Genomic DNA, 21850 nt, shown 5'->3' with positions numbered 1-21850 from the left:
TCGCATCAGCTCCTACACTGCCTGATGCGGGGCCGCGCCAGCCATTGCCAAACCGCTCTGGAATCAGCACTCTGAACCGACTTTTGCGCCCGAAGACCGACGATCAAAGGAGCCGAGCAATGCCCGCCACCGTTCTGGTACTGGTTGAAACCATCAATGACTACCTGCCCATTCTTGAACGACAGGGCTTTCACCTGATCCTCGCCCCGACTCCCGCCGAACGCGCCCAGGCCATTGCCACCCATGGCACCCGCATCGACGCGGTGCTGACCCGAGGCCCGCTGGGTTTGTACGCTGAAGAAATCGCCGCGCTGCCCGCACTGAAAATCATCTGCGTGATCGGTGCCGGCTATGAGCAGGTGGATCTGCAAGCCGCCAGCAATCGGGGCCTGACCGTAACCAACGGCGCCGGGGTGAACGCCTCGTCGGTGGCCGACCATGCCATGGCATTGCTACTGGCGCTGGTACGCGACATTCCGCGCTGCGATGCCGCCGTGCGTCGGGGTGAATGGCCGAAGATCATGCGCCCGTCCCTGGCGGGCAAGCGGCTGGGGATTCTCGGGCTCGGCGCAGTGGGCATGGCCATCGCCAAACGGGCGAACCTGGGTTTCGACATGGAGATCAGCTACCACAACCGTCAGGTGCGCAGTGACGTGCCTTACGCGTTTTGCTCGACTCCGACCGAACTGGCCCGGGCCTCGGACTTTCTCGTGGTCGCAACGCCCGGCGGTATTGGCAGCCAGCATCTGGTGACCCGCCCGGTGCTCGATGCCCTGGGACCGAAAGGCTTCATCGTCAATATCGCTCGAGCCAGTGTCATAAACACCGCGGACCTGATCACCGCCCTCGAACAACGGCGGATCGCCGGCGCTGCACTGGATGTATTCGATCACGAACCGCAGGTGCCGGATGCACTGAAAACCTTGAGCAACGTGATTCTCACGCCGCATGTGGCCGGCCTGTCACCGGAAGCCACACAGGGCACGGTGGAACTGGCAGGAAAAAACCTGGTGGCGTTTTTTTCCGGAGAACCGGTACTGACACCGCTGACACTGCCACCAAAACAGAACAACCAGCGCGTGCACTAAAGCACGCCAAGCAACGTCCACAAGCGCCGCGACTCGGCGTCGGCCGAGATCAACTCGCCGAGCAACTCGCTCAACGGCTTGTTGCCCCACTCGACCCCGCGCCGGATCAGATAAGGCACGGGGCTGTGGGGTTCGGTGCGGGCCAGGTATTCGGCGATCAGCAGCAATTGCCGATAGGCCTCTTCACGGCTCGCCGGTTCACGAAAGACCTGCGCCGCGACAGGCGCTTCATCGACCGGTTGCGCTTCCACCGCAAGGGCTTCGACAGGTGCGACCGGCACCGGTTTTTGTGGATGCATGGCGATGAACTCCTGGACCAGAGTCAGCAGCGCTTGAAGGATGTCCTGCAGGGGCCGTAATCCCGGCCCCTGATCGCCCAGATACGTATCACTCCAGGCGCTCAGACGTTGCAGATGTTGCTGGCTCAGCAGCAGGTTGCCCTGTTGCCGCAGCCAGAACGCCAGCGGCGTGGCACGCACCTGATCGCTGAGTTTCTTCTGTTCATTGCGCGCCGATTCAGCGAGAGCCTTGGCATTTTTGCTGTCATTGACCAGCACCTGCTGCACCTGCAGACGGCGCCAGCTTTCCAGGTTGTACGCCTCGAAATCGCTGTTGTGCGAACCGAACAGCGGCACCCGGGTCAGCAGCACTTCACTGTACCGGCGCACCAGCCACTCCAGCGGAATCACGCGCCACGACTGGTCGCCCTCCTCGGCCTGTGGATGCAACTGTTCCGGATAGCGCTCGCACAATCCGACAATCAGCGCCAGGCTGCCAGGCAGTCCGTCCAGCCCCTGCAGATGCAACCAGGCTTCGCCGAGCCAGGCACTGAGCATCAGGTCCTTGCTGCGTTCGATCAGCAACGTCGTGGTGAGCCTTTGCACTTGCGGCCAGTTCGCCTGTTTCAGCGTTGATTGCCAGACCCCGGTCGGCAGGCTGGCGTCGTCTTCACGACGCAGCTCGCGAATCAGATCGAACTCATGTTCGTAACGCAGATCCGCACCACAAGGCGCGTCTTCGCTGATCGGTTCGAGCAATTGATCCATCAGGTTCGGCAACGTGGCAGATGGCAGACTCACAGGCCCTCCTTTCGAGATTCAATGGACGCAGTGGTTGCGGTCACCTGGAACGGCGAACGCGGCGCCCGGGTCGGTAACGGCGGAATCGACAACGGCTGCTTCGAGCCCTGACTCATCAACGACAGGCGCACGAACATGCGGGTGAATTCGGTGGTCACGCTGTCGTTGAGCGCAGTCACGGGCAAGCGCAGCGTCAGCGGGAAATCCGTGTAATCCGTGCTCGGTTGGCGCAGGACCGAAAAGTGCGCGCGCATCAGCCGCAATAACGACCATGGCCCGCCATATTCCCACCCTGCCTCCAGGTCCCGCACCACCAGGTTCGGTTGCAGTGGATCGTTGACCGGGCGCTCGCGACCGTTACGCGCCCAGCGCAGGGTCAGGCGGATCGGCTGGCCGACCATCCAGCGCAGGTTCGGCTGCTCGGCGGCGGGATAGCTGATTTGCTGACTGCCGGCCAGCAAGCCCCCGGCGATCACTTGATCGGCGCCGCGCTCATCATCACGATCAGTGCGCCAGCGAACGTCCATCTCGACACCGAGAATGCCGCTCTTGTCACGCACGAACAGCGGCGTCAGCCACAGGCTCGCCTGCTTCAGGCGGTTGAGAAAATCTTCCGCCGCCAGCCGCTCCGGGGTCTGGCTCAGAACCAGTCCGGCCTGGGCCACCGGCAAGCGCTTCTCGATGATTTCCAGAAAGTGCTGGACCCGCGCCGGGTCGGCATCCTGGGCCTGCACGCCGCTGGCAAAGGGAAAGCGATCGGCCAGGTACTGATTGAAATAGTTGGCCAGTTCATTCCATGCCGCCGCGGCCTGCTGCTGTTGCAGGTACTGACAACGTTGCATGGCCGACTGTTGCAACTCCACTGCACGCATTGCCAGCGTGCCGCGCCCGCCTGCCAGATTGGCGGTCTGTAGCACCTGCACGCAGGAACCGGTGTCCATGTCGATGAAATCGCGGCTGACCAGTTGCTCGATTTGCGCCGGTGAACTGGCCGGATTCGAATCCTTGTATTTGAGCAGTTCGTCGTTCAGTGCGCTGAACTGAGTCACCCGTTCATAGTCCAGCGCCGACAGATTGCCCTGCTGGGTCATCAGCCACTGCAATGCCGATGTACGCCGCTCGGTGATGCCGAGCATGGTGTTGAATTGCTGCTTGAGGCTCAGCTTCAAATCCTGCACATCGCTGGCGCCGTACAGTTGCAGGCCGAGGTTTTTCGAGCCGTCCCACTGGCTGATTTCAGTCCGGCCACCGAACAGCGGTTGTGCGGTGATTTCATCCAGCCCGCTGACGATCTGCGCCAAGGCCCGGCGGTTGAGCGCACCTTGCAGCCGAGCCGCCAGGTCACTGCGATGGACTTCGACAAACGCCTTTTGCAGAGCCATGGCTTGCTCGGCCTTGACGTTGAACACTGCGTAAGCATGAGTCTGGTCGTTGTGATCCTTGAGGCTCAGCCACATGGCCTGGGCCGCAGCACTTTGGGCTGCTTGCAGCAGCGCACCGCGATAGGCCGGAGGAATGCGGGGCAGCTCTTCGGCGAGATAACTCTTGTAACTCGCGTAATAGTTCAACGACGTGTCGAGGTCATCGCCGTCCACGTTCTGGCCTTGCAGGTTGACGTTGTCCTGATCGGCGCGCATCGCCACCGAAACGAAGTCTCGCTTGAACAGCGCATGCACCGCGTTGTCCAGTTTGACGACGTGATCCTGCAACGCCAGTTGACCGCTCCCTTGCTGCACCAGCAGGTTGCCGCGCGAGCCGACCTGGGCTATCCACTGGTCACGAAAACTCTGTTGCAGCTTGTTCGCCTGCATGTCCAGTTGTTGCTGGACCGGCGGCCCCAGCAGCGCGCTCTTGCGCACCTTGTCGAGAAACTCGCGATAGCCCGGTACCAGCTCCTGTCCCTTGCCCCGGCCCCAGGCCGAATTGGTCAGGGCCACCGCAGCTTGCAGGTCGTCGATGAGCGCGGTGAGATCCTCCAGCTCATTGAGGTTGTTACCGCTCCCGGCCTCCAGTTTTTCGAGATGCAACTTGAGGTAGCCGGCCTTGCTCACGAAGTTGTCGGCGAGGAAATACTGATCGAGCCAGCGCTCCATAAGTCCGTTGAAGTTACTGACGATCAGCGGCCGCTCGACACTCAGGTCCAGCGCCTGCAAGTCATCGCCATCACCCGCCGCCAGCAGACGGTTGTAATACGCGGAATGGGGAACCGTGGCAGCGTTGAGGTTCAACGACAGCGCGCTGTTGCTCAACTGCACCAGATCCTCCAGCGGAGCGCGCTGATTGTTCTGCACCTCGGCAAACAACTGGTTCTGCTGCTCCAGACGCAACGCCCGGTCGACCAGATCCGTGGCCTTCTGGTAATTCTGCCACTGCGCCGGGTCTTCGCTTTCAATGCTGGCGCGCCGATCGGTGGCGCGGATCGCCTTGATCTTCGCCAGCTCCGCCAACAGCAGATCGTGCAACGGCTGCACCATCTGGCGTTGCGCAGACTTGAACAGTGCCCGTTCGATTTTTACGTCCACCGAGGAAAACCACGAAGCCGGAAACGCCAGCGAAACGTAATGCCAGTGCGGTGCTCGCTCCAGCACCCGCCAGAAACCCTGCACGTTGCGCCGGGTTGGCTCGACACGGTGCTCATCGTCGGTGACCGCGACGTAGCTTTTCTGCGCACTCTGCATCAGTCGCGCCAGTTCGTGAGCATCCCTGACCGAATCGCGCCAGACCCAGACCATCGCCACCGCCCAGATCACCCCGACCACCAGCGCAATGCCGGCAGTCACCCGCTGCCAGCGCTGGCGCAAGCGCAACAGGCGCGGTACGCCCAGAGCCAGGCCCCGCTCGCCTACCAGCCGCTGGCGCCACAAGGGACGCATGAACGCGCTGCGCTGCAGGCCACTGTCGTCAACGGAGAATCCGTCCAGCGCATCTTCCGATGGCTGACTGGCACTCAAATACACTCCGCGAAAACACGGCGCCTCACCCTGCGCATTGCCCTGGAACACCGGCTCGAGCACGTTCTGCAAACCACGACGCAATGTTTCCAGGCGCTCTGGCAAGGCATACAGATCGGCGCTCAGGTACCCGGACAACGTGCCGATTTCGATGACCGCTTCGGCGACGGCACGATGCAGGCGATCCAGCGCCTGATCGCTCCACTGCCCCTGCCACACCGCGTCGCGCGCATAGGGTGACGACCAGCCCAGAGTGCGCTCGCGGGCTTGCTCGGGCAACGCGCTGATCAGTTCCTGAAACCCGGGCAGTTCTTCCAGCCCGGTGACGATCACATAGACCGGCACACTCAATCCGAAGCGCTGCAGCAGATCGATGAAGCGCCGTCGCGCGGCCAGACCAAGCTGCGTGGCCTGTTCCAGATTGCTCAGGCGGCTGGCCGGAACCGTCCAGATCACCCCGTCCAGCGGGCGTTTGCTGCGCAGGCGCAAGATCAGCCCGAGCAGGCGCCACCAGCCGCCGCGCTGCAAATGCATGCCTTCGTCCGGCAGAAAAAGCGCCTGTGGCACCACCAGCACCGCCCCCTCGGGGTCCGACCACCAACGGCCGAACCACGCGGGTTTGTCCGTGGGTTGCAAGCGCCATTCAGTCACCAGCTGGGTGCCCTGGGTCTCATCGCCCAGCAACAGCAGCCACGGCATCTGATAGCGATCGCGACTGCCCTGTTCCTGCTCCATATGGCGAACTGCACCGTAGAAGCTGCGAATCGCCGCGCCGCTCCGTGTGCGCAGCCACCACACCGCCACGGCGATGATCACCAGCAACAACAGCACGGCGACGACCCAGGCGACAATCGTCAGTGTGCTCATGAATCCTGCTCCGACACCGTCACCGAGTCGATCATCTGCAACACCGGTTCCAGCTCGGAACGAATGTCACGCCAGAGAAACTGACCGATCCCGGTCAAGAGCAGCACCATCGCCAGCATGCCCAACGCCAGTCGAAAACCGTCCGGCAGCGCGGTACGTACCGGTAACTGCAACGGCGGGATCCACGAAGGCTGCACCAGCCGCTGGCTCACGCCTTCGTAACTGGCGTCGTCCTGCCAGGCAAAACTGAACAACGCCAGACGCCATTTCTCCAGCTGCGCCTGACTGTGCTCACCACGCAGGCGGCCATGAAAACCGAGAATCAAACATTGCAGATAGACGTTGGCCAGGTCGCGACTGGTGGGCTGTTGTTCATCGAGCAGGGTTTGAATTGCAGCCGGCAACTGTTCACCGGCCTGACGACTCGAGTACAAGCGTGACTCCAGGGGTTTGTCCTGCCACGCCACTTGGCCCGGCCACGGGCTGAACAGCAATGTTTCATCAACCAGCGCCACAAAGGCATACACCAGCGCCTTGACCTGCTCGGTGGCCGAATCGCCGACCCGCGAATACGCCGTACGCCACAATCGTTGGGACGCCTGGGTCGACAGTTCGACGACGGTCTCCACGAGCGCCGCTTCGTCATCGCTGTCCTTGGGCAACTGACTCCAGTCCAGTTGCCATTGCTGCCACGCCTGACGGAACGCGCTGCTCAGCGGTGCGTCCTGCAACCCAAGGTTTGCGACACTTCCTTGCGACATACGGCGTTCCTTGTGTGATCAGGCACGTTCACTGTTCTGGGCAACAAACAGCACCACTTGCCACGGACTGCTGGTCAACCGGGTGGCCGGCGCGGCGATCACCAGCGGCAATTGCGCGTCGAACCAGTTGCCTTCGGCCGTCACCACAAACAGCCGGGTGTCGTCACCCACGCTGTAGGCCACTTGCTCGTTGCGGCTCATGGCCTGGTGCGTCAAGCCACTCATGCGCTGGCGGCTGAGCAAGGCGATGTGCGGCGCCGAGGCGATGATCGCGCCGCGCAGCCATTCGCCGGCCGCCTGCTCGCTGGCGCCGTTGGGCATGCGCAGGCCGATGACCAGCCGCTGGCTCGGCTGCTCGTCCGGCAACTGAATGGAAAAACTGTGTTCGCTGCGTTCGAATGCGATGCTGCGGTAACCCGCACGGATCAGCTCCAGGGTGGTTTCCAGCCACTCCAGCAACGGCTCGTAACCGAGGTGCAACTCGAAAAAATCCAGCGGCGCGAACGACGGCACGCCTGCCAGCGGGTCCAGCGCCGACCACGCCCCGGCCAGGCCCAGCAACTGCACATACAATGCCTGCGGATGAGCAATGCGGCTGTTCAGCGAGCCTTCGACTTCCGGTAGACGCGACCACAACGCGGTCAGTTGACGGCGAATCTCCAGCGCATCGTCCTGATTGCCTGACTGTTGTGCCTGACGCAGGCGCCCGCCCAGGAACAGGCATTTCTCCCGGGCTCGCGCGCAGAGCCCGGCGATCCGCCGACCCAGCGGCGACTCCGGCAACAGGACCGGCGTCGGCGGCGTATAGGGCAACGGCAAAAAACCGCCGCCCTCCTTGCGGACTTTCAGCAGTGGCAGGCAGATCGAATCGGCTTTGTTCAGTTGCGTGCACAGACGCGGATTGGGTCGCCATACCGTAATCGATTCGGGAAATTCACCGCTGGTGAGATCGGGCAACGCTTCGCCGACCACCGACTGCAAACGTCCCTTGAGCGGCAGCAGTTGACCGGCACGCCACAAAGGGCTGATGGCCAGGTACACCGTGACGGTAGCGTCATCGGTTTCATCGATCGACGGGCCGACATCCAGCTCCAGTGCAGGCCCGACACCCGCCTGCAGATTGACCGGCAAACCGTCAGGCATCGTCCCTTGCAACGACAACACTCGCACGACCCCGGCACTCATCGCCGAAGGGTCGAACGTCATCTGACTGACACCAAAGAACCACGGATTGCAGGCCTGGGCCAGATGCGCACCGAGCGCCTCGGCCCGCAGACCCTGCAACTGAAAGTGCTGTGGCAGCAATTGCATGCCTTCATGCCAGCAGACCGCGTCAGGTAGCAGACTCATACGACTCCCTTCGACTGCACCGCGAACCGGCGGCGGACGGTGTGTTTCAGTTTTCCTTGCTGACCAGCGTCATCTCGCGACTGTCGAACTTGAGCCATGCATCGCTCTGATCGTCCAGCCGCAAGCGGTGCGCTCCGGGTGTGTTATAGCTGGCGAAGACTAAAAGTCCAGCCGCCCGCTTGCCCCCCAAAGGGAACGGCTGGCGATCGATGAATTGCCCCGGCACCAGCTCCAGTCCCCACACGCTCATCAGCTGACGATAGTCGCGCTGATACTGCTCGCGCCCGGCAAACCACTGCTGGGCGCTGATGCCCGACAGTTGCTTGAGCAGATCAGGGTCATTGACCGCGATGAAATCCACGGCGATCGGCGTGTCGTCATTGGCCTTGGGCGCGACGTCGAGGGTCAAGCTGTCGAGGTCCACTTTCGGCCCGAAAAACGAGCAACCGGCAAGCAGCGCAAAACCGATTGTTAGAAAAAGTCGTGAAGACAAAATGAATTTTCCTTTTCGCGAGACAGTCCAAAAATGTTTTTCGCTTGCATTTTTATAGACCTGTTCTAGCGTCTTGGGTAGTTCGGTTCCTACAGCCGAATGTGGAAGGTTTGTCAAAGGAACGACAGGTCATCTGCCTCCCTTTCTAACCTGTGGTCCAGCAAGGGAAAGCGATGAACGGGCCTCCCCGATGCATTGCGCCCGCTCATCGCATCGGAGTCCGCCGACATGGCAGAAAGTACCCAGCACAAGCTCGACCGGGTTCGCCCGCCTCGAGTGCAAATCACCTATGACGTCGAAATCGGCAACGCCATCGAGAAAAAGGAATTGCCGCTGGTCGTCGGGATCCTGGCCGACCTCTCGGGCAAGCCGCTCGAACCATTGGCAAAACTGACCGAACGCCGTTTCACCGAAATCGACCGCGACAACTTCAACGAAGTGCTCGCCTCCATCGGCCCCCGCGCCACGCTGCAAGTCAACAACACCCTCAGCGGTGACGACAGCAAGCTGAACATCGAGCTCAACTTCAAACACATCGACGATTTCGACCCGGTCAAGGTGGTGGAGCAAGTCACCCCGCTGCGCCGCCTGTTCGAGGCCCGTCAGCGCCTGCGCGACCTGCTGACCAAACTCGACGGCAACGACGATCTCGACAAGCTGTTGCGCGATGTCATCGCCAACACCGAAGGCTTGCAAGAGATCAAATCGGCTCGCCCGGACACCGCTGTCCCGGCCGCTGATGCCGAGGCCCCGGCCGAACCGCAAGCCTGATCGTCCACCTGACCGAGGAAGAATTCGCCATGCCCGCCGCCGCCCAGAATCAAGCCAGCGAAAATGCTGCCGCCGAGACTTTATCCCTGCTTGACCGGATCATCGCCGAGGGCCGCATGGCCCATGACGACAGCCAGCAGGACTACGCCCGCGACATGCTCGCGGAATTCGCCACCCAGGTACTCGACGAAGGCATGGCCATCGACAAGGACACCGTGGCGATGATCAACGACCGCATCAGCCAGATCGACGAGCTGATCAGCGCCCAGCTCAACGAAGTGCTGCATCACCCGGACCTGCAAAAACTCGAAGCGTCCTGGCGTGGCCTGCACATGCTGGTGCAGAACACCGAAACCAGCACCCGGCTGAAACTGCGACTGCTCAACGTGACGCAGAAAGAGCTGCAGAACGACCTGGAAAAAGCCGTCGAATTCGACCAGAGCGCCCTGTTCAAGAAGATCTACGAAGAGGAATACGGCACCTTCGGCGGTCACCCGTTCAGCTTGCTGGTGGGTGACTACACCTTTGGCCGTCACCCGCAGGACATCGGCCTGCTGGAGAAACTGTCGAACGTCGCCGCCGCTGCTCACGCCCCGTTCATTGCCGCCGCCAGCCCGCGTCTGTTCGACATGAACAGCTTCACCGAACTGGCCGTGCCGCGAGACCTGTCGAAGGTCTTCGAGAGTCAGGAGCTGATCAAGTGGCGCTCGTTCCGTGAAAGCGAAGACTCGCGCTACGTCTCGCTGGTGCTGCCGCACTTCCTGCTGCGTCTGCCTTACGGCCCGGACACTTCGCCGGTGGAAGGCATCAACTACGTCGAAGACACCAATGGCACCGATCACAGCAAATACCTGTGGGGCAATGCCGCATGGGCGCTGTCGCAACGCATCACCGAAGCCTTTGCCAAGTACGGCTGGTGCGCGGCAATCCGTGGTGCTGAAGGTGGCGGCGCGGTCGAAGGCTTGCCGGCACACACCTTCCGCACCAGCTCCGGCGACCTGTCGCTCAAATGCCCGACTGAAGTGGCAATCACCGACCGCCGCGAGAAAGAACTCAACGACCTCGGCTTCATCGCCCTGTGTCACAAGAAGAACAGCGACATCGCGGTGTTCTTCGGCGGCCAGACCACCAACAAAGCCAAGGTCTACAACACCAACGAGGCCAATGCCAACGCACGCATCTCGGCGATGTTGCCTTACGTGCTCGCGGCATCGCGTTTCGCTCATTATCTGAAGGTGATCATGCGCGACAAGGTCGGCAGCTTCATGACCCGCGACAACGTGCAGACCTACCTCAACAACTGGATCGCCGACTACGTGCTGATCAACGACAACGCACCGCAGGAAATCAAGGCGCAATACCCGCTGCGTGAAGCGCGGGTGGACGTCACCGAAGTCGCCGGCAAACCCGGTGCCTATCGCGCAACCGTGTTCCTGCGGCCGCACTTCCAGCTGGAAGAACTGACGGCATCGATCCGCCTGGTCGCCACGCTGCCGCCTCCGGTAGCCGCCTGACCCGCCTGCGCCCGCAGGATATTCCTGCGGGCGCTCCCCTGTTTGTCTAGCGCGACACCCTTCAGGAGTTACAAGCGATGGATGCAATCATTCTCGACCTCGGCGGCGACATCAAAGGCGACAGCCTGCTCGAGGGCTACAAGGACAAGATCGAAGTCATGTCCTACAGCCACAACGTGGCGATGCAGGTGACCAATGACGTCAGCAACTCGGAGCGCACCTCCGGCCGGCCGCACATCGGTGAATTTACCCTGACCAAATTCATCGACAGCTCGACCCCTTCGCTCAACGAATATTGCTGCGCCGGCAAGCCGATCCCGGAAGCCAAGATCACCATCGGCCGCAACGCCGCCGAGGGCAGCGGGCAGATCATGCCGTTCATCATCTACACCCTGACCAACGTGGTGATCTCCAACGTCAGCGTCAGTGGCGGCACCGGTGGCAAACCGGTGGAGACGCTTTCTTTGAACTTCACCAAGATCAAATGGGAACTCACCGCGCAAAAAGACGACGGCACCAAGGAAGGCACCGCCGGCACGGTCTGGGACCTGGCCGCGAACAAGGCCGGCAAGTAACCGGACGCAACGGCCATGACAAGCTCGGGAATTCTCCCGCCGCTGTTCGAACGCCTCGCGTCCGGCGAGGCGGACGGCGTGCAGGCGTTCGATCGTCAGAGCCTGCTCGACTCGGTGCACGCCGAACTGGCGCGCCTGTTCAACACCCGCCGTGGCCCGCGCACATTGACGGTGCCCCCCAGCGTGATCGATTACGGCATCGCCGACTGGAGCGCTCTGCAACAGCAGCGCAGCGATGACCGTCGTCGGCTGACGCGGGACATTCGCGAGGCCATCACCCATTTCGAACCGCGCCTGCTGCTGGGCGAGGTTCAGGTCAATCCCCTCCCCGAACAGCCACAGCGATTGAGCATCCGCCTGCTTGGCGAATTGCGCAGCGGCTCGCAGCACTGGCCGGTGGCCTTTGTCATCGAGCCCGGCAACGAAGGGCTGGAGGTGCGCCATGAGCGACTCGATTGACCCGCAACTGCTCGACTATTACCAACGTGAACTGACCTGGTTGCGCCATGCCGGCAGCCAGTTTGCCGAACGCTATCCGAAAGTCGCGAGGCGGCTGGAGCTGTCTCCCGGTGAATGCCCGGATCCGCACGTCGAGCGATTGCTCGAAGGTTTCGCCCTGCTCGCCGCACGCCTGCAGCGGCGGCTGGATGACGACTACGCCGAGTTCAGCGACGCATTGCTCGAACAGCTTTATCCCTTGGCCATGCGCCCGTTGCCGTCCTGCGCCATCGTCCAGTTCGAACCGGACCCGAGCAAAGGCAACCTCGACGGCGGCTATCCCCTGCCCCGGGACACGCCGCTGTTCGTCACCACCAGCAAGGGCGAAAGCCTTCACTTTCGCACCAGTGCCGCCGTGCGTCTGTGGCCGGTCGAAGTCAGCGAAGCCTTGTTGCTGGGAAGCGATGAAGCGCAGGCCCTGACCGGTGTGGCGCAGTGCCGTTCGGCGCTGCGTCTGAGTCTGTGCTGCCTGGGCGACAGCCAGTGGTCGGAGCTGGGTATCGAACACTTGCGCATTCACCTGGCCGCGTCTCCGGTGGTCAATGCCAGCCTCTATGACCTGCTCGGCGCCCACGCGGTGCAGGTACTGGCCGGCTCGCCGGGGAGCATTCCCGCCAGCGTGAAAGGCCTGCCGAGGATCGTCGGTTTTGCAGACGACGAAGCGCTGCTGCCGGACGAAGACGGCGTGCATCCGGGCATGCGCCTGCTGGCCGAGTACTTCGCGTTCCCGGACAAATTCCACTTCTTTGATCTGCCACTGTCCGGCGTTTCGAGTGACAGCCAGACGCTGTACCTCTACATCGTTTTTGACCGAGCCCCGGCCGGTCGCCTGCACTTGCAGGCCAGCGACATCACCCTCGGCTGCGCGCCGGTGATCAACCTGTTTCCGCGCACCTCGGAGCCGCTGCGCCCGGACGGCACCCGCAGCGAGTATCGACTGGTCGCCGACAGCCACCGGGAAAACAGCGTCGAAATCCACAGCATTCGTGGCATCCGCGCCAGCTCCGCCAGCGGTGTGCAACGGCTGCCGGCGTATTTCGGCAGCCAGCACAGCAGCGCTGACCGGCAACGTTACTGGCATGCGCGACGGGTCAACGGGCAGACGCCGAACCGGCTCGGCAGCGATCTTCTGGTCAGCGTCGTCGACACCCGTTTCGAACCGCAGACCGACCTGCCCGATTACAGCCTGACTGCCGAACTGCTGTGCACCAATCGGCATCTGGCCCAGAGCCTGCCCGCCGGTACGCCGCTGGGATTCGAGCGGCCGGGCCCGGTGGCGTGGGCACGCCTGCGCAATCCGCCGAGCCCGCAGAGTCTGCCGCGACTGGACGGCGATTCGCGCTGGCGGCTGGTGTCGCAACTGACCCTCAATCATCTGTCGCTGGTCGAAGGGCCGCAGGCGCTGGATGCACTGAAGGAAATCCTCACCCTGCACAACCTGCGCGATGAGGCCAGCGCCCTGCGCCAGATTGAAGGTCTGGTGAGCCTCGGTTGCGAGCGGGTGATCGGCCATGTCGGCGCCGACGCCTGGCGCGGCTGGCGCAACGGACTTGAAGTGCAACTGCAGCTCGATCCACAGCATTTCGTCGGTAGCAGCGCGGTGTTGTTTTCAGCGGTGCTCGCGCAGTTCTTTTCGGTGTACGCCACGGCCAATCGCTTTGTGCGCACCGTGCTCATGCAGGCAGACAAGGAGGTCAAGGCATGGCAACCCCAAGCCGGCATGCCTCTGTCGCTCTGACCCTCAGCCAGCGCCTGCGCCGTGATCCGCAGGCGTTCGAATGGTTGCAGGCGTTGCTGTTGCTGGAGCGCGAACAGCCACAGGCCGACTCCCTCGGTTCGGGTACATCGCCACAGGCCGAAGCGCTGAAATTGCGCGGGCCGTTGACCCCCTTGTTCGCCGCCAGCCAGATCGAAAGCCTGGAGGAAATCCCCGGTGAACCGCTGACCCTGAACTCGCCGATGTTCGGCCTCGGCGGCCCCGACGGCCCGCTGCCTTACGCCTATCAGGAATGGCTGCAACAACGGGCGCGAGCCAGGGATCATGCACCCGCCGAGTTCCTCGACCTGTTCCAGCATCGGTTGCTGAGCCTGCTGTACAAGGTGATGCGCAAACACCGGATCGCCCTCGGTTTCACCACGCCCGGCGCCTCGCCGGTGCAGGCGCAACTTCGGGCGCTGACCGGGTTGTTGCCCAAATCCCTGCAAGAGCGCCAGGCGATTCCCGACTGCGCCGTTCTGGCCTGCACGGCGTTGTACGCCGATGGCCGTCGGTCGTTGGCCGGATTCGCGGCGATTGTCCGCGAGCAATTTGCCGTGGCGGTGGAACTGAGCGCCTATGAAGGGGCGTGGCGTGAGATTCCACGTGCCAGCCGCAGCGTCATGAAGGCGGGGGGACGCAATCTGCAACTCGGCCGCAGCGCTGTCGCCGGTACTCGGGTGTGGGATGAACACGCCGGGATTCGCCTGACGCTCGGGCCATTGTCTTCGGCGCAGGCCGGACGCTTTCTGCCGGACGGCGAAACGCATCCGGCGCTGGCGAGCCTCGCTGCACTGTATTTCGGCCCGGATCTGGACGTGAAACTGGTGCTGTTGGTGCGCGGTGCCGGGCCGCTGCAACTCGGCCGACAAACCCCGGTCCTGTTGAGCTGGAACGGTGGCCTGCAACGCCAGACCAGCCTGGCCGTGCAACGGATCGAAACCCGCCTGCGTCAGCTGGAGATCACCTGAAATGGAACTGGCCAGCCTGATCGGACGCCTCAACCCGGACAACCGCCGCGCCCTCGAACGTGCCGCGCAACGGTGCTTGCAGCGCGGACATCACTTTGTCGAGATCGAGCATCTGTTGCTGGAATTGCTGGATATCGAGGGCGGCGATTTTGCCTTTCTGCTGCCGCGTTTTGGATTGGAGCGTGATGCGCTGACGGCGGAGATCAACAAGGCGCTGGACCTGTTCAAGGCTGGCAGCACGCGCACGCCGGCGTTGTCTTCGCACACCCTGGGATTGCTGGAAGACGCCGTGGTACAGGCCAGTGTGTTGGGCGTCGAGAGTATTCGTTCCGGGCTGCTGTTGCTGGCGCTGATCGACCGTGACGAGCGCCGCAGCCTGCTGCTCAACAGCGCGTCCTCATTGTTGCGAATTCCGAAAGAAGCCCTGCGCGCAAACCTGCTGGAATGGACGGAAAACTCCCGGGAGCACGTTGGCCCGCACTCTGTATCTTCGGGGAGTCCAACACCACGGCAAGACTCGGTGCTCGATCAATACACCCAGGATCTGACCGCCGATGCTCACGCCGGGCGCATTGACCCGATTGTCGGTCGCGACGGCGAGATTCGTCAGTGCATCGACATTCTTCTGAGACGCCGGCAGAACAACCCGATTCTGGTCGGTGCGCCGGGCGTTGGCAAAACCGCCGTGGTCGAAGGCCTGGCGCTGCGCATCGCCGCCGGGGACGTGCCGCCGTCGTTACAGGAAGTCAGTTTGCGGGTGCTCGATCTCGGTCTGTTGCAGGCCGGGGCCGGGGTCAAAGGCGAATTTGAACAGCGGCTCAAAGGTGTGATCGACGCGGTTCGCAGCGCCGACAAGCCGATCATTCTGTTCATCGACGAGGCCCACACGCTGATCGGCGCTGGCGGTGCCGAAGGCGGCAGCGACGCGGCCAACTTGCTCAAACCCGCGCTGGCCCGAGGTGAATTGCGCACGTTGGCCGCCACGACCTGGATGGAATATAAAAAGTATTTCGAAAAAGACCCGGCCCTCGCCCGCCGCTTTCAGTTGGTGCAAGTGGAAGAGCCGGACGAAATCACCGCCGTGGAAATGCTCCGTGGCGTGGCAGCAAAACTGGAACAGCACCACGGGGTGCAAGTGCTGGACGCGGCGATCCACGAAGCGGTGAAACTCTCCCATCGCTACATCTCCGGTCGCCAGCTGCCGGACAAGGCCATCAGCGTCCTCGACACCGCCTGCGCCCGGGTCGCCCTCGGTCAGCACGACGTGCCGCCACCGCTGGAGAGCCTGCGCCATCGCCAGCAAAGCCTGAAAGAAGAAGTCGAACGCCTGCGCCGCGAACAGGCCACCGGGCTGGATCATCGCGAGCGCATCACCTTGCTGGAAAGCGAATCGAAGACCAACGTCCAGGCCATCCGCGAACTGGAAACCCGCTGGAGCGAAGAACGCGTGGCCGTGCGCGAACTGCTCGACACCCGCCGCGAACTGCTCGACCTCAGCGAACGCGCCGACAGCGACAAGCCCGACGAAGCCACCGACAGCCGCATCGATCATCTGGCCGCCGAACTGCTGCGCCTGGAGGCCGGGCTCGATGCGATTCGTCAGGACGACCCGCTGGTGCCCGAACAGGTGGACAGCAAGACCGTCGCGGCTGTTATTGCAGGCTGGACCGGTATCCCCGTCGGCAAAATGCTTGCCGACGAAGCTCATGCCGTGCGCACCCTCGGACAGCGCATGGGCTTGCGTGTGATGGGCCAGACCACGGCGCTCTCGACCATCGCGCAGCGCCTACAGGCCTACCGCGCCGGACTGACCGACCCGCAGAAACCGGTTGGCGTGTTCCTGCTGGTTGGACCTACGGGCGTTGGTAAAACCGAAACCGCGTATGCACTCGCGGATGCCTTGTATGGCGGCGAACGCAACCTGATCAGCATCAACCTTTCCGAATATCAGGAAGCCCATACCGTCAGCCAGCTCAAGGGCGCCCCGCCCGGCTATGTTGGTTACGGCAGTGGCGGCGTACTGACCGAAGCGGTACGGCGCAAACCGTATTCGGTGGTGTTGCTGGATGAAATCGAGAAGGCGCACCCGGATGTTCTGGAAGCGTTTTACAACGTGTTCGACAAAGGTTTGATGGAAGACGGGACGGGGCTGGTTGTCGACTTCAAGAACACCGTAATGCTCGCCACCAGTAACGTCGGGGCTGAACTGTTGCTCGACACTCCCGCGTCACACATCGGCTCTGAAGCCTTCAACGAGGCGCTGCACAAAGTCCTTTTGCAAGCCTTCCGCCCGGCGTTTCTGGCACGCATGACGGTGGTCGCCTATCGACCGCTGGATGAAACAACGCTGGAAGGGATTGTGCTGGCGAAGCTGGAAAAACTGCGGGGCCGCTACAAGGCAGCGACCGGCAAACAGTTCGAGTTCGATTCGGGAATCGTTAAAGCAGTGCTCGCCAAGTGCAGTGCGGCGGGTGCGCGGGATGTCGAGAACGTGTTGATGACGCAGGTGACGGGGAAGTTGGCGGAGTGGGTGTTGGAGTAGCTGTGCGCGAGCGCATCGCCGGAAACAGGGAGGCAACATGAGCTACAAGGCCATATGCGACAAAATCGACGGACATGGCGAAGGCATCTACAACTTCGGTCAGTCCAGCTTTCTTTTGCTCGTCGCCGACAACCGGGACGGCATCTGCCGGGGTGTCAGCACCGCATGGCTCATCGCCAAGAAAAAAGGCAACGACTACCTCAAGGACATCGTCAAGCCAACGATGAAAACCGGACTGCTGCACGAACAGAAGACGGCGCGCCAGGCCTCGGACTTCCAGTCAGAGTATGTGGACATCAGCGGCGATACGCCCGGATCCCCGTCAGCCGCGACCCTGGGGGCATTGAGAACCGGTGGGGTGGGATCGCTGGGCCAGACAAAAGCGGAAACCTACCAGAGCTTCGCCACTGCCGGTAAAGCCATCGGCGAGTTCGTGCTCACCTTGTCTTGTCGCTACTTCATTCTGTCGATCAAAGGTACGCTCGGCGGGCATTCCGTGGCCTTTTACCGACCTTGGGTACTGTTTGGCAAAAGCAGCAGCTGCGTATTTTTCGATCCCAATTTTGGCGAATTCAAGCTGGAGGGTGCCCAAGGCGTAGCCCTTTGCATGGATGCGGTCGCAACGGCTTACAACCAGGGTCTGTCAACGGGGTATCGACTTTGGGGTTTCAGCTGAAAAGCACTTTATAAGGGGACAGATTAATTTTTGTTGCCGCCTGTTGACGACGCGAACAGAAAGAATCCCAGCGGAGATTGCCATGGCAGAGATACATAAAGTCGGTCGTTACTCAGGAGGCAATGTCGCAATGACAGGAACAAACCCGCTATACGCCAACTGGCTGGCGGCCAATCACGCCACCAACGGTGGGACGATTCCTGACTTGGCCACCATCTGCCATGAATCCTCTTCAACTCGCCGAGCCTTGGCCGGCTCGGGCGCCTCCCATGGAACCTGTTTTGCCGTCGTCGAACACTTTGATGCCTCACGCGGCGTACTGATGTACAAATTCGGCGACAGTGCGCTGAAACTGGACCTTCTCGGAAACTACACAACAACAACCAAAAAAGTCGTCACAACCCTTCGCGGGCACGCTGAAATCAGTGCGTTGGTTCAGGCGATCAACAGTGTTGCGCTCCCTGACGGTGATTACAGCAACTTCGTTACACGTATCTATATCGAACTCAGCCCCTGCCCGCTTTGTGGGCCGCAACTCGAGCCTTACATTAGAAACTCGGTGGTGATGTACAGCTACGTTTATGGAAACGAGAGAGAGATGGATGGGTGGGTCAGTGACAACCAGGCTGCAATCCATGGGAAAGGCGGTACGTTCAGGTGGTGAGCTTTTTCTCTACCAACAGCTGAGGTCAGCTCATGCCCCGGTCTACCGACAGCAACACCACCCTGTCCCTCACCGCCACCGCGCTGTCGGCGCTTTACCCTGATTCGCTGTCCGGCGACGAGGCGCTCAACGTTCTGGGCTCGCAAACCCTCAACGGGCTCAACGACGGCACTTCTCTGACCCTGACCAGCGCCATCGCCACCCACGTCACCACCACCCTGCACAACGATGCGCAGTTGCGCCCGTTCGACGCCCTGGTCGCCGAGATCCGCCAGCTCCCCGCCGATGCCACCGCCGAGCGCTATCAACTGGTTCTAAGGCCATGGCTCTGGTGGCTGACCCTGGCCAGCAACAACCGCGTATTCCAGAACCTCGCCACCTCCGACATTGTCACCACAATCTTCAAGGCCCACGGTTTCACCGATTTCAAACTCTCGCTGACCGGAAGCTACGCACCCAGGGAATACTGCGTGCAGTATGGCGAGAGCGATTTCGCTTTCGTCTCACGGCTACTGGAAGAGGAAGGCATCTTCTGGTTCTTCACCCACGAGGACGGCAAGCACACGCTGGTGCTGGGTGACAGCAACGATGCTTTCGTACAGATCCCCAACGGGCCGAAGGTCAAATATCTGGGCCAGCAAATAGGCGAGCGCGAGCTGCACGGCATCCGTTCGGGCCAGGTGTGTCTGCAAGCGGTGGCCGGCGTGTACAAGGCGACGGATTACGAGTTCACCACGCCGACCACCTCGCTCTACGGTCAGGCCGAAGCCGTGGCCGGGCCGCGTTCGATCTATGAGCATCCCGGCGGTTACAACGCCAAGGCTCGGGGCGATGCGTTGACCAAGCAGCGGGTCGACGGGCTGCGCAGCGAGGAGAAACGTTTTGTCGGCGAAAGCGACTGCCGCTGGCTGATTCCGGGTCACTGGTTCACCCTCGACGGCCACGAAGACGCAAGCCTGAACATCGATTGGGTCATCACGCGGGTCACCCACGACGCCAGTCATGAAAACTATCGCAACCGCTTCGAGGCGATCCCCAAGGCCACGCCCTTTCGCCCGCAACGCCTCACACCCAAACCGCGCATGCATCCGCAAACCGCCATCGTCGTCGGCAAGTCCGGCGAGGAAATCTGGACCGATGAATACGGCCGGATCAAGTTGCAGTTCCCTTGGGATCGCGACGGCAAGAACGATGAAACCAGTTCCTGCTGGGTGCGTGTGGTGCTGCCCTGGAGCGGCAAGGGTTTCGGCATGCAGTTTGTGCCGCGCATCGGTCAGGAGGTGATCGTGACTTTTATCGACGGCGACCCGGACCGGCCGCTGGTCACCGGTTGTGTGTACAACGGCGACAACGCCCTGCCCTATGCCTTGCCGGCGAACCAGACCCAGTCGGGAATCAAGACCCAGTCGTCCAAGGGCGGCGGCGGTTTCAACGAGCTGCGTTTCGAGGACAAGAAGGATGCCGAAGAGGTGTTCCTGCAAGCGCAGAAAGACCTGAAGATCAACGTACTCAACGACACCACCGCCACCGTCGGCCACGACGAAACCCTCACGGTGCAGAACGCCCGCACCCGCACCGTCAAGGACGGCGACGAAACGGTCACGCTGGAGAAAGGCAAACGCAGCGTGACGATCCAGACCGGCAGCGACAGCCTTGATGTGAAGGACAGCCGCACGGTGAAGGTCGGCGCCGATCAGAACCACAGTACCGGCGGCAATTACACCGACAAGGTCACCGGCGACTACAGCCTGACGGTGGACGGCAACCTGACGATCAAGGTCAGCGGCACTCTTACGCTGCAAAGCGGCGGCAGTTTCACGATCAAGAGCGGCGCGGATCTGGCGACCTCCGCCAGCACCTCGATCACCCAGAAGGCCGGCACCGCCATGACCAATCAGGCCGGTACCTCGCTGGACAACAAGGCCGGGACGACGCTGACCAACGACGCCGGCATCAGCCTGACCAACAAGGGCGCCGCCTCACAGACCGTGGACGGCGGCGGCATGCTGACCATCAAGGGCGGGCTGGTGCAGGTCAACTGACAAGGAGAAGCCATGGCGATCACACCGCTGGATCTGCAGCAGGATGACAAACACCTCAAGGGGCGTCTGCAGGACGGTCAGCTCGATGGCCCGTTGAGTATCAAGGATGACGGGCGCCAGCAGGCGGATCTGAAATACAGTCAGGGCCAATTGCAGGGCACGTGCCTGCTCTACCACCCCAATGGCAAGGTCTCGGCGCAGATGCCGTTCGTGCGCGACAAACTGCAAGGCATCGCCAGTTTCTATGCGCCCGAAGGCTGGCTGCAGCGCAAGGCGACCTATCGGCGCGGGTTATTGCATGGCGAGGCGTTCAATTACTTTCCCGACGGGCAAGTGGCGGAGGCCGAGGTCTATCGCGACGGCGTGCGCGAGGGGCGTTATCAGCGCTTTCATCCCAACGGCAAACCGGCGGTGGACGCGCGATATTTGAATGGGCAATTGATGGAGCCGGAGCAAGGGTTCGCCGAGGACGGGCGGCCGCTGGATGCCGATGGCAAGCCGATTTCCCGGGTGCGCTGGTGGTTTCGCAAATGGACGGATCCGCAGCAGGCCTGAAAAGCCCCTCACCCTAGCCCTCTCCCAAAGGGAGAGGGAACCGATTGGGGGATATTGGCGAATTACACCGACGTGAAAGATTTGCGCTGAATCCATAATCGACTCGGTCGTTCAGGTCGATGTAGGGCGAATGACACCTCGGTCAGCTCCCTCTCCCTCCGGGAGTGTATGTACCGGAGACATGGTGGACAGGTGTTCGGAGACATGGTGGACACTTTTAAATAGACACATTGCTCATCGCGAAGGAGATGGCCTGTGTCTTGGGAAGAGGTGTCTACCGTGCAGCTACGTACAGAATTCGTGCTTTTGGCTCTGCAAGAAGGGGCCAATGTTCGGCAGCTTTGCCGTCGATTCAACATCAGCCCAAGCACTGCCTACAAATGGCTCAGCAGGTTTGAAAAATCAGGGGCCGAGGGGCTGAACAATCAGTCACGACGACCGAAGACGTCCCCCAAACGTTGTGCTGACGAGGTGGAGAAGCAGATTCTGACCGTGAGTCGGGAGTACGCGGCTTGGGGCGCTCGCAAGCTCAAACGCGTGCTGGAAGACAAAGGTTTAGCGATGCCTTCCGTCAGTACTGTGCATGCAGTTTTACAGCGTCATTCGCGCGTTGATCCAAAGGCTGCTGAGATCAAACCGTTTATCCGGTTCGAGCATGAAGCGCCCAACGATCTCTGGCAGATGGACTTCAAGGGCC

Annotated in this window: 18 protein-coding genes; 13 read left to right on the top strand and 5 right to left on the bottom strand. The window is 61.8% G+C overall.

Annotated elements, in window-relative coordinates:
* Positions 1–119 precede the first annotated feature (119 nt).
* Positions 120–1088 (top strand): 2-hydroxyacid dehydrogenase, encoded by a 969-nt coding sequence (locus J5M72_RS16440; RefSeq protein ID WP_169430820.1) that lies wholly within the window; start codon positions 120–122, stop codon positions 1086–1088.
* Here the strand turns inward: J5M72_RS16440 and tssA are convergent.
* Genes tssA through J5M72_RS16415 form a run of 5 tightly spaced genes read right to left on the bottom strand, consistent with a single transcriptional unit; the run spans position 1085 to position 8589 of the window.
* On the bottom strand, positions 1085–2167 hold the full coding sequence (gene tssA / locus J5M72_RS16435) for a type VI secretion system protein TssA (RefSeq protein WP_169430821.1): 1083 nt from the start codon (positions 2165–2167) through the stop codon (positions 1085–1087). The genes J5M72_RS16440 and tssA overlap by 4 nt on opposite strands.
* On the bottom strand, positions 2164–5985 hold the full coding sequence (locus J5M72_RS16430) for a type VI secretion protein IcmF/TssM N-terminal domain-containing protein (protein ID WP_207866412.1): 3822 nt from the start codon (positions 5983–5985) through the stop codon (positions 2164–2166). Before J5M72_RS16430 ends, tssA begins: the two co-directional genes overlap by 4 nt.
* Positions 5982–6746, bottom strand: a complete 765-nt coding sequence (locus J5M72_RS16425; protein WP_207866410.1) for a DotU/TssL family secretion system protein — start codon at positions 6744–6746, stop codon at positions 5982–5984. Before J5M72_RS16425 ends, J5M72_RS16430 begins: the two co-directional genes overlap by 4 nt.
* Positions 6747–6764: 18 nt before the next feature.
* On the bottom strand, positions 6765–8096 hold the full coding sequence (tssK, locus tag J5M72_RS16420) for a type VI secretion system baseplate subunit TssK (RefSeq protein ID WP_207866408.1): 1332 nt from the start codon (positions 8094–8096) through the stop codon (positions 6765–6767).
* 46 nt (positions 8097–8142) lie between these two features.
* Entirely contained in the window at positions 8143–8589 is a 447-nt protein-coding gene (locus J5M72_RS16415; RefSeq protein WP_085732262.1) for a type VI secretion protein, read from the bottom strand.
* Between the two features lie 228 nt (positions 8590–8817).
* Here J5M72_RS16415 and tssB point away from each other — a divergent pair, with 228 nt between their 5' ends.
* The 12 genes from tssB to J5M72_RS16355 all read left to right on the top strand — a co-directional run.
* Positions 8818–9360, top strand: a complete 543-nt coding sequence (gene tssB, locus J5M72_RS16410) for a type VI secretion system contractile sheath small subunit (protein WP_169430825.1) — start codon at positions 8818–8820, stop codon at positions 9358–9360.
* A 29-nt stretch (positions 9361–9389) separates the two neighbouring features.
* A complete protein-coding gene (gene tssC / locus J5M72_RS16405) occupies positions 9390–10874 on the top strand; it encodes a type VI secretion system contractile sheath large subunit (protein ID WP_169430826.1) in 1485 nt (494 codons plus the stop codon).
* 77 nt (positions 10875–10951) lie between these two features.
* Positions 10952–11449, top strand: coding sequence for an Hcp family type VI secretion system effector (locus tag J5M72_RS16400; RefSeq protein ID WP_169430827.1), 498 nt, complete (start codon positions 10952–10954; stop codon positions 11447–11449).
* A 15-nt stretch (positions 11450–11464) separates the two neighbouring features.
* Positions 11465–11908, top strand: a complete 444-nt coding sequence (gene tssE / locus J5M72_RS16395; protein ID WP_207866402.1) for a type VI secretion system baseplate subunit TssE — start codon at positions 11465–11467, stop codon at positions 11906–11908.
* A complete protein-coding gene (gene tssF, locus J5M72_RS16390) occupies positions 11892–13685 on the top strand; it encodes a type VI secretion system baseplate subunit TssF (RefSeq protein ID WP_207866401.1) in 1794 nt (597 codons plus the stop codon). The genes tssE and tssF overlap by 17 nt, the downstream gene beginning before the upstream one ends.
* Entirely contained in the window at positions 13649–14674 is a 1026-nt protein-coding gene (gene tssG, locus J5M72_RS16385; RefSeq protein ID WP_207866397.1) for a type VI secretion system baseplate subunit TssG, read from the top strand. Before tssF ends, tssG begins: the two co-directional genes overlap by 37 nt.
* Before the next feature lies 1 nt (position 14675).
* Positions 14676–17216, top strand: a complete 2541-nt coding sequence (gene tssH / locus J5M72_RS16380) for a type VI secretion system ATPase TssH (RefSeq protein ID WP_207866396.1) — start codon at positions 14676–14678, stop codon at positions 17214–17216.
* A 37-nt stretch (positions 17217–17253) separates the two neighbouring features.
* Entirely contained in the window at positions 17254–17892 is a 639-nt protein-coding gene (locus J5M72_RS16375; protein WP_207866394.1) for a YopT-type cysteine protease domain-containing protein, read from the top strand.
* Positions 17893–17974: 82 nt separating this feature from the next.
* On the top strand, positions 17975–18556 hold the full coding sequence (locus J5M72_RS16370) for a hypothetical protein (RefSeq protein WP_169430833.1): 582 nt from the start codon (positions 17975–17977) through the stop codon (positions 18554–18556).
* Positions 18557–18588: 32 nt separating this feature from the next.
* Positions 18589–20598, top strand: a complete 2010-nt coding sequence (tssI, locus tag J5M72_RS16365; protein ID WP_207866392.1) for a type VI secretion system tip protein VgrG — start codon at positions 18589–18591, stop codon at positions 20596–20598.
* 12 nt (positions 20599–20610) lie between these two features.
* Positions 20611–21153 (top strand): toxin-antitoxin system YwqK family antitoxin, encoded by a 543-nt coding sequence (locus J5M72_RS16360; RefSeq protein WP_169430835.1) that lies wholly within the window; start codon positions 20611–20613, stop codon positions 21151–21153.
* Between the two features lie 255 nt (positions 21154–21408).
* The coding region (locus tag J5M72_RS16355) for a helix-turn-helix domain-containing protein (protein ID WP_207866390.1) at positions 21409–21850 on the top strand (442 nt) is incomplete at its 3' end.

This window comes from Pseudomonas sp. 58(2021) (assembly GCF_017491585.1).
Taxonomy (GTDB): Bacteria; Pseudomonadota; Gammaproteobacteria; order Pseudomonadales; family Pseudomonadaceae; genus Aquipseudomonas; species Aquipseudomonas fluorescens_BT.
The sequence above is the reverse complement of the archived record's forward strand: the minus strand, read 5'-3'. Positions and strand labels throughout refer to the sequence as shown.

Excerpts from the sequence above, each read along its gene's own strand:
- J5M72_RS16440 (WP_169430820.1), top strand. The coding sequence starts at position 120 with ATGCCCGCCACCGTTCTGGTACTGGTTGAAACCATCAATGACTACCTG.
- tssG (WP_207866397.1), top strand. The coding sequence starts at position 13,649 with ATGGCAACCCCAAGCCGGCATGCCTCTGTCGCTCTGACCCTCAGCCAG.
- tssK (WP_207866408.1), bottom strand. The coding sequence starts at position 8,096 with ATGAGTCTGCTACCTGACGCGGTCTGCTGGCATGAAGGCATGCAATTG.
- J5M72_RS16370 (WP_169430833.1), top strand. The coding sequence starts at position 17,975 with ATGGCAGAGATACATAAAGTCGGTCGTTACTCAGGAGGCAATGTCGCA.
- tssI (WP_207866392.1), top strand. The coding sequence starts at position 18,589 with ATGCCCCGGTCTACCGACAGCAACACCACCCTGTCCCTCACCGCCACC.
- tssB (WP_169430825.1), top strand. The coding sequence starts at position 8,818 with ATGGCAGAAAGTACCCAGCACAAGCTCGACCGGGTTCGCCCGCCTCGA.
- tssH (WP_207866396.1), top strand. The coding sequence starts at position 14,676 with ATGGAACTGGCCAGCCTGATCGGACGCCTCAACCCGGACAACCGCCGC.
- J5M72_RS16360 (WP_169430835.1), top strand. The coding sequence starts at position 20,611 with ATGGCGATCACACCGCTGGATCTGCAGCAGGATGACAAACACCTCAAG.
- tssF (WP_207866401.1), top strand. The coding sequence starts at position 11,892 with ATGAGCGACTCGATTGACCCGCAACTGCTCGACTATTACCAACGTGAA.
- J5M72_RS16375 (WP_207866394.1), top strand. The coding sequence starts at position 17,254 with ATGAGCTACAAGGCCATATGCGACAAAATCGACGGACATGGCGAAGGC.
- J5M72_RS16400 (WP_169430827.1), top strand. The coding sequence starts at position 10,952 with ATGGATGCAATCATTCTCGACCTCGGCGGCGACATCAAAGGCGACAGC.
- tssE (WP_207866402.1), top strand. The coding sequence starts at position 11,465 with ATGACAAGCTCGGGAATTCTCCCGCCGCTGTTCGAACGCCTCGCGTCC.
- tssC (WP_169430826.1), top strand. The coding sequence starts at position 9,390 with ATGCCCGCCGCCGCCCAGAATCAAGCCAGCGAAAATGCTGCCGCCGAG.
- J5M72_RS16425 (WP_207866410.1), bottom strand. The coding sequence starts at position 6,746 with ATGTCGCAAGGAAGTGTCGCAAACCTTGGGTTGCAGGACGCACCGCTG.
- J5M72_RS16430 (WP_207866412.1), bottom strand. The coding sequence starts at position 5,985 with ATGAGCACACTGACGATTGTCGCCTGGGTCGTCGCCGTGCTGTTGTTG.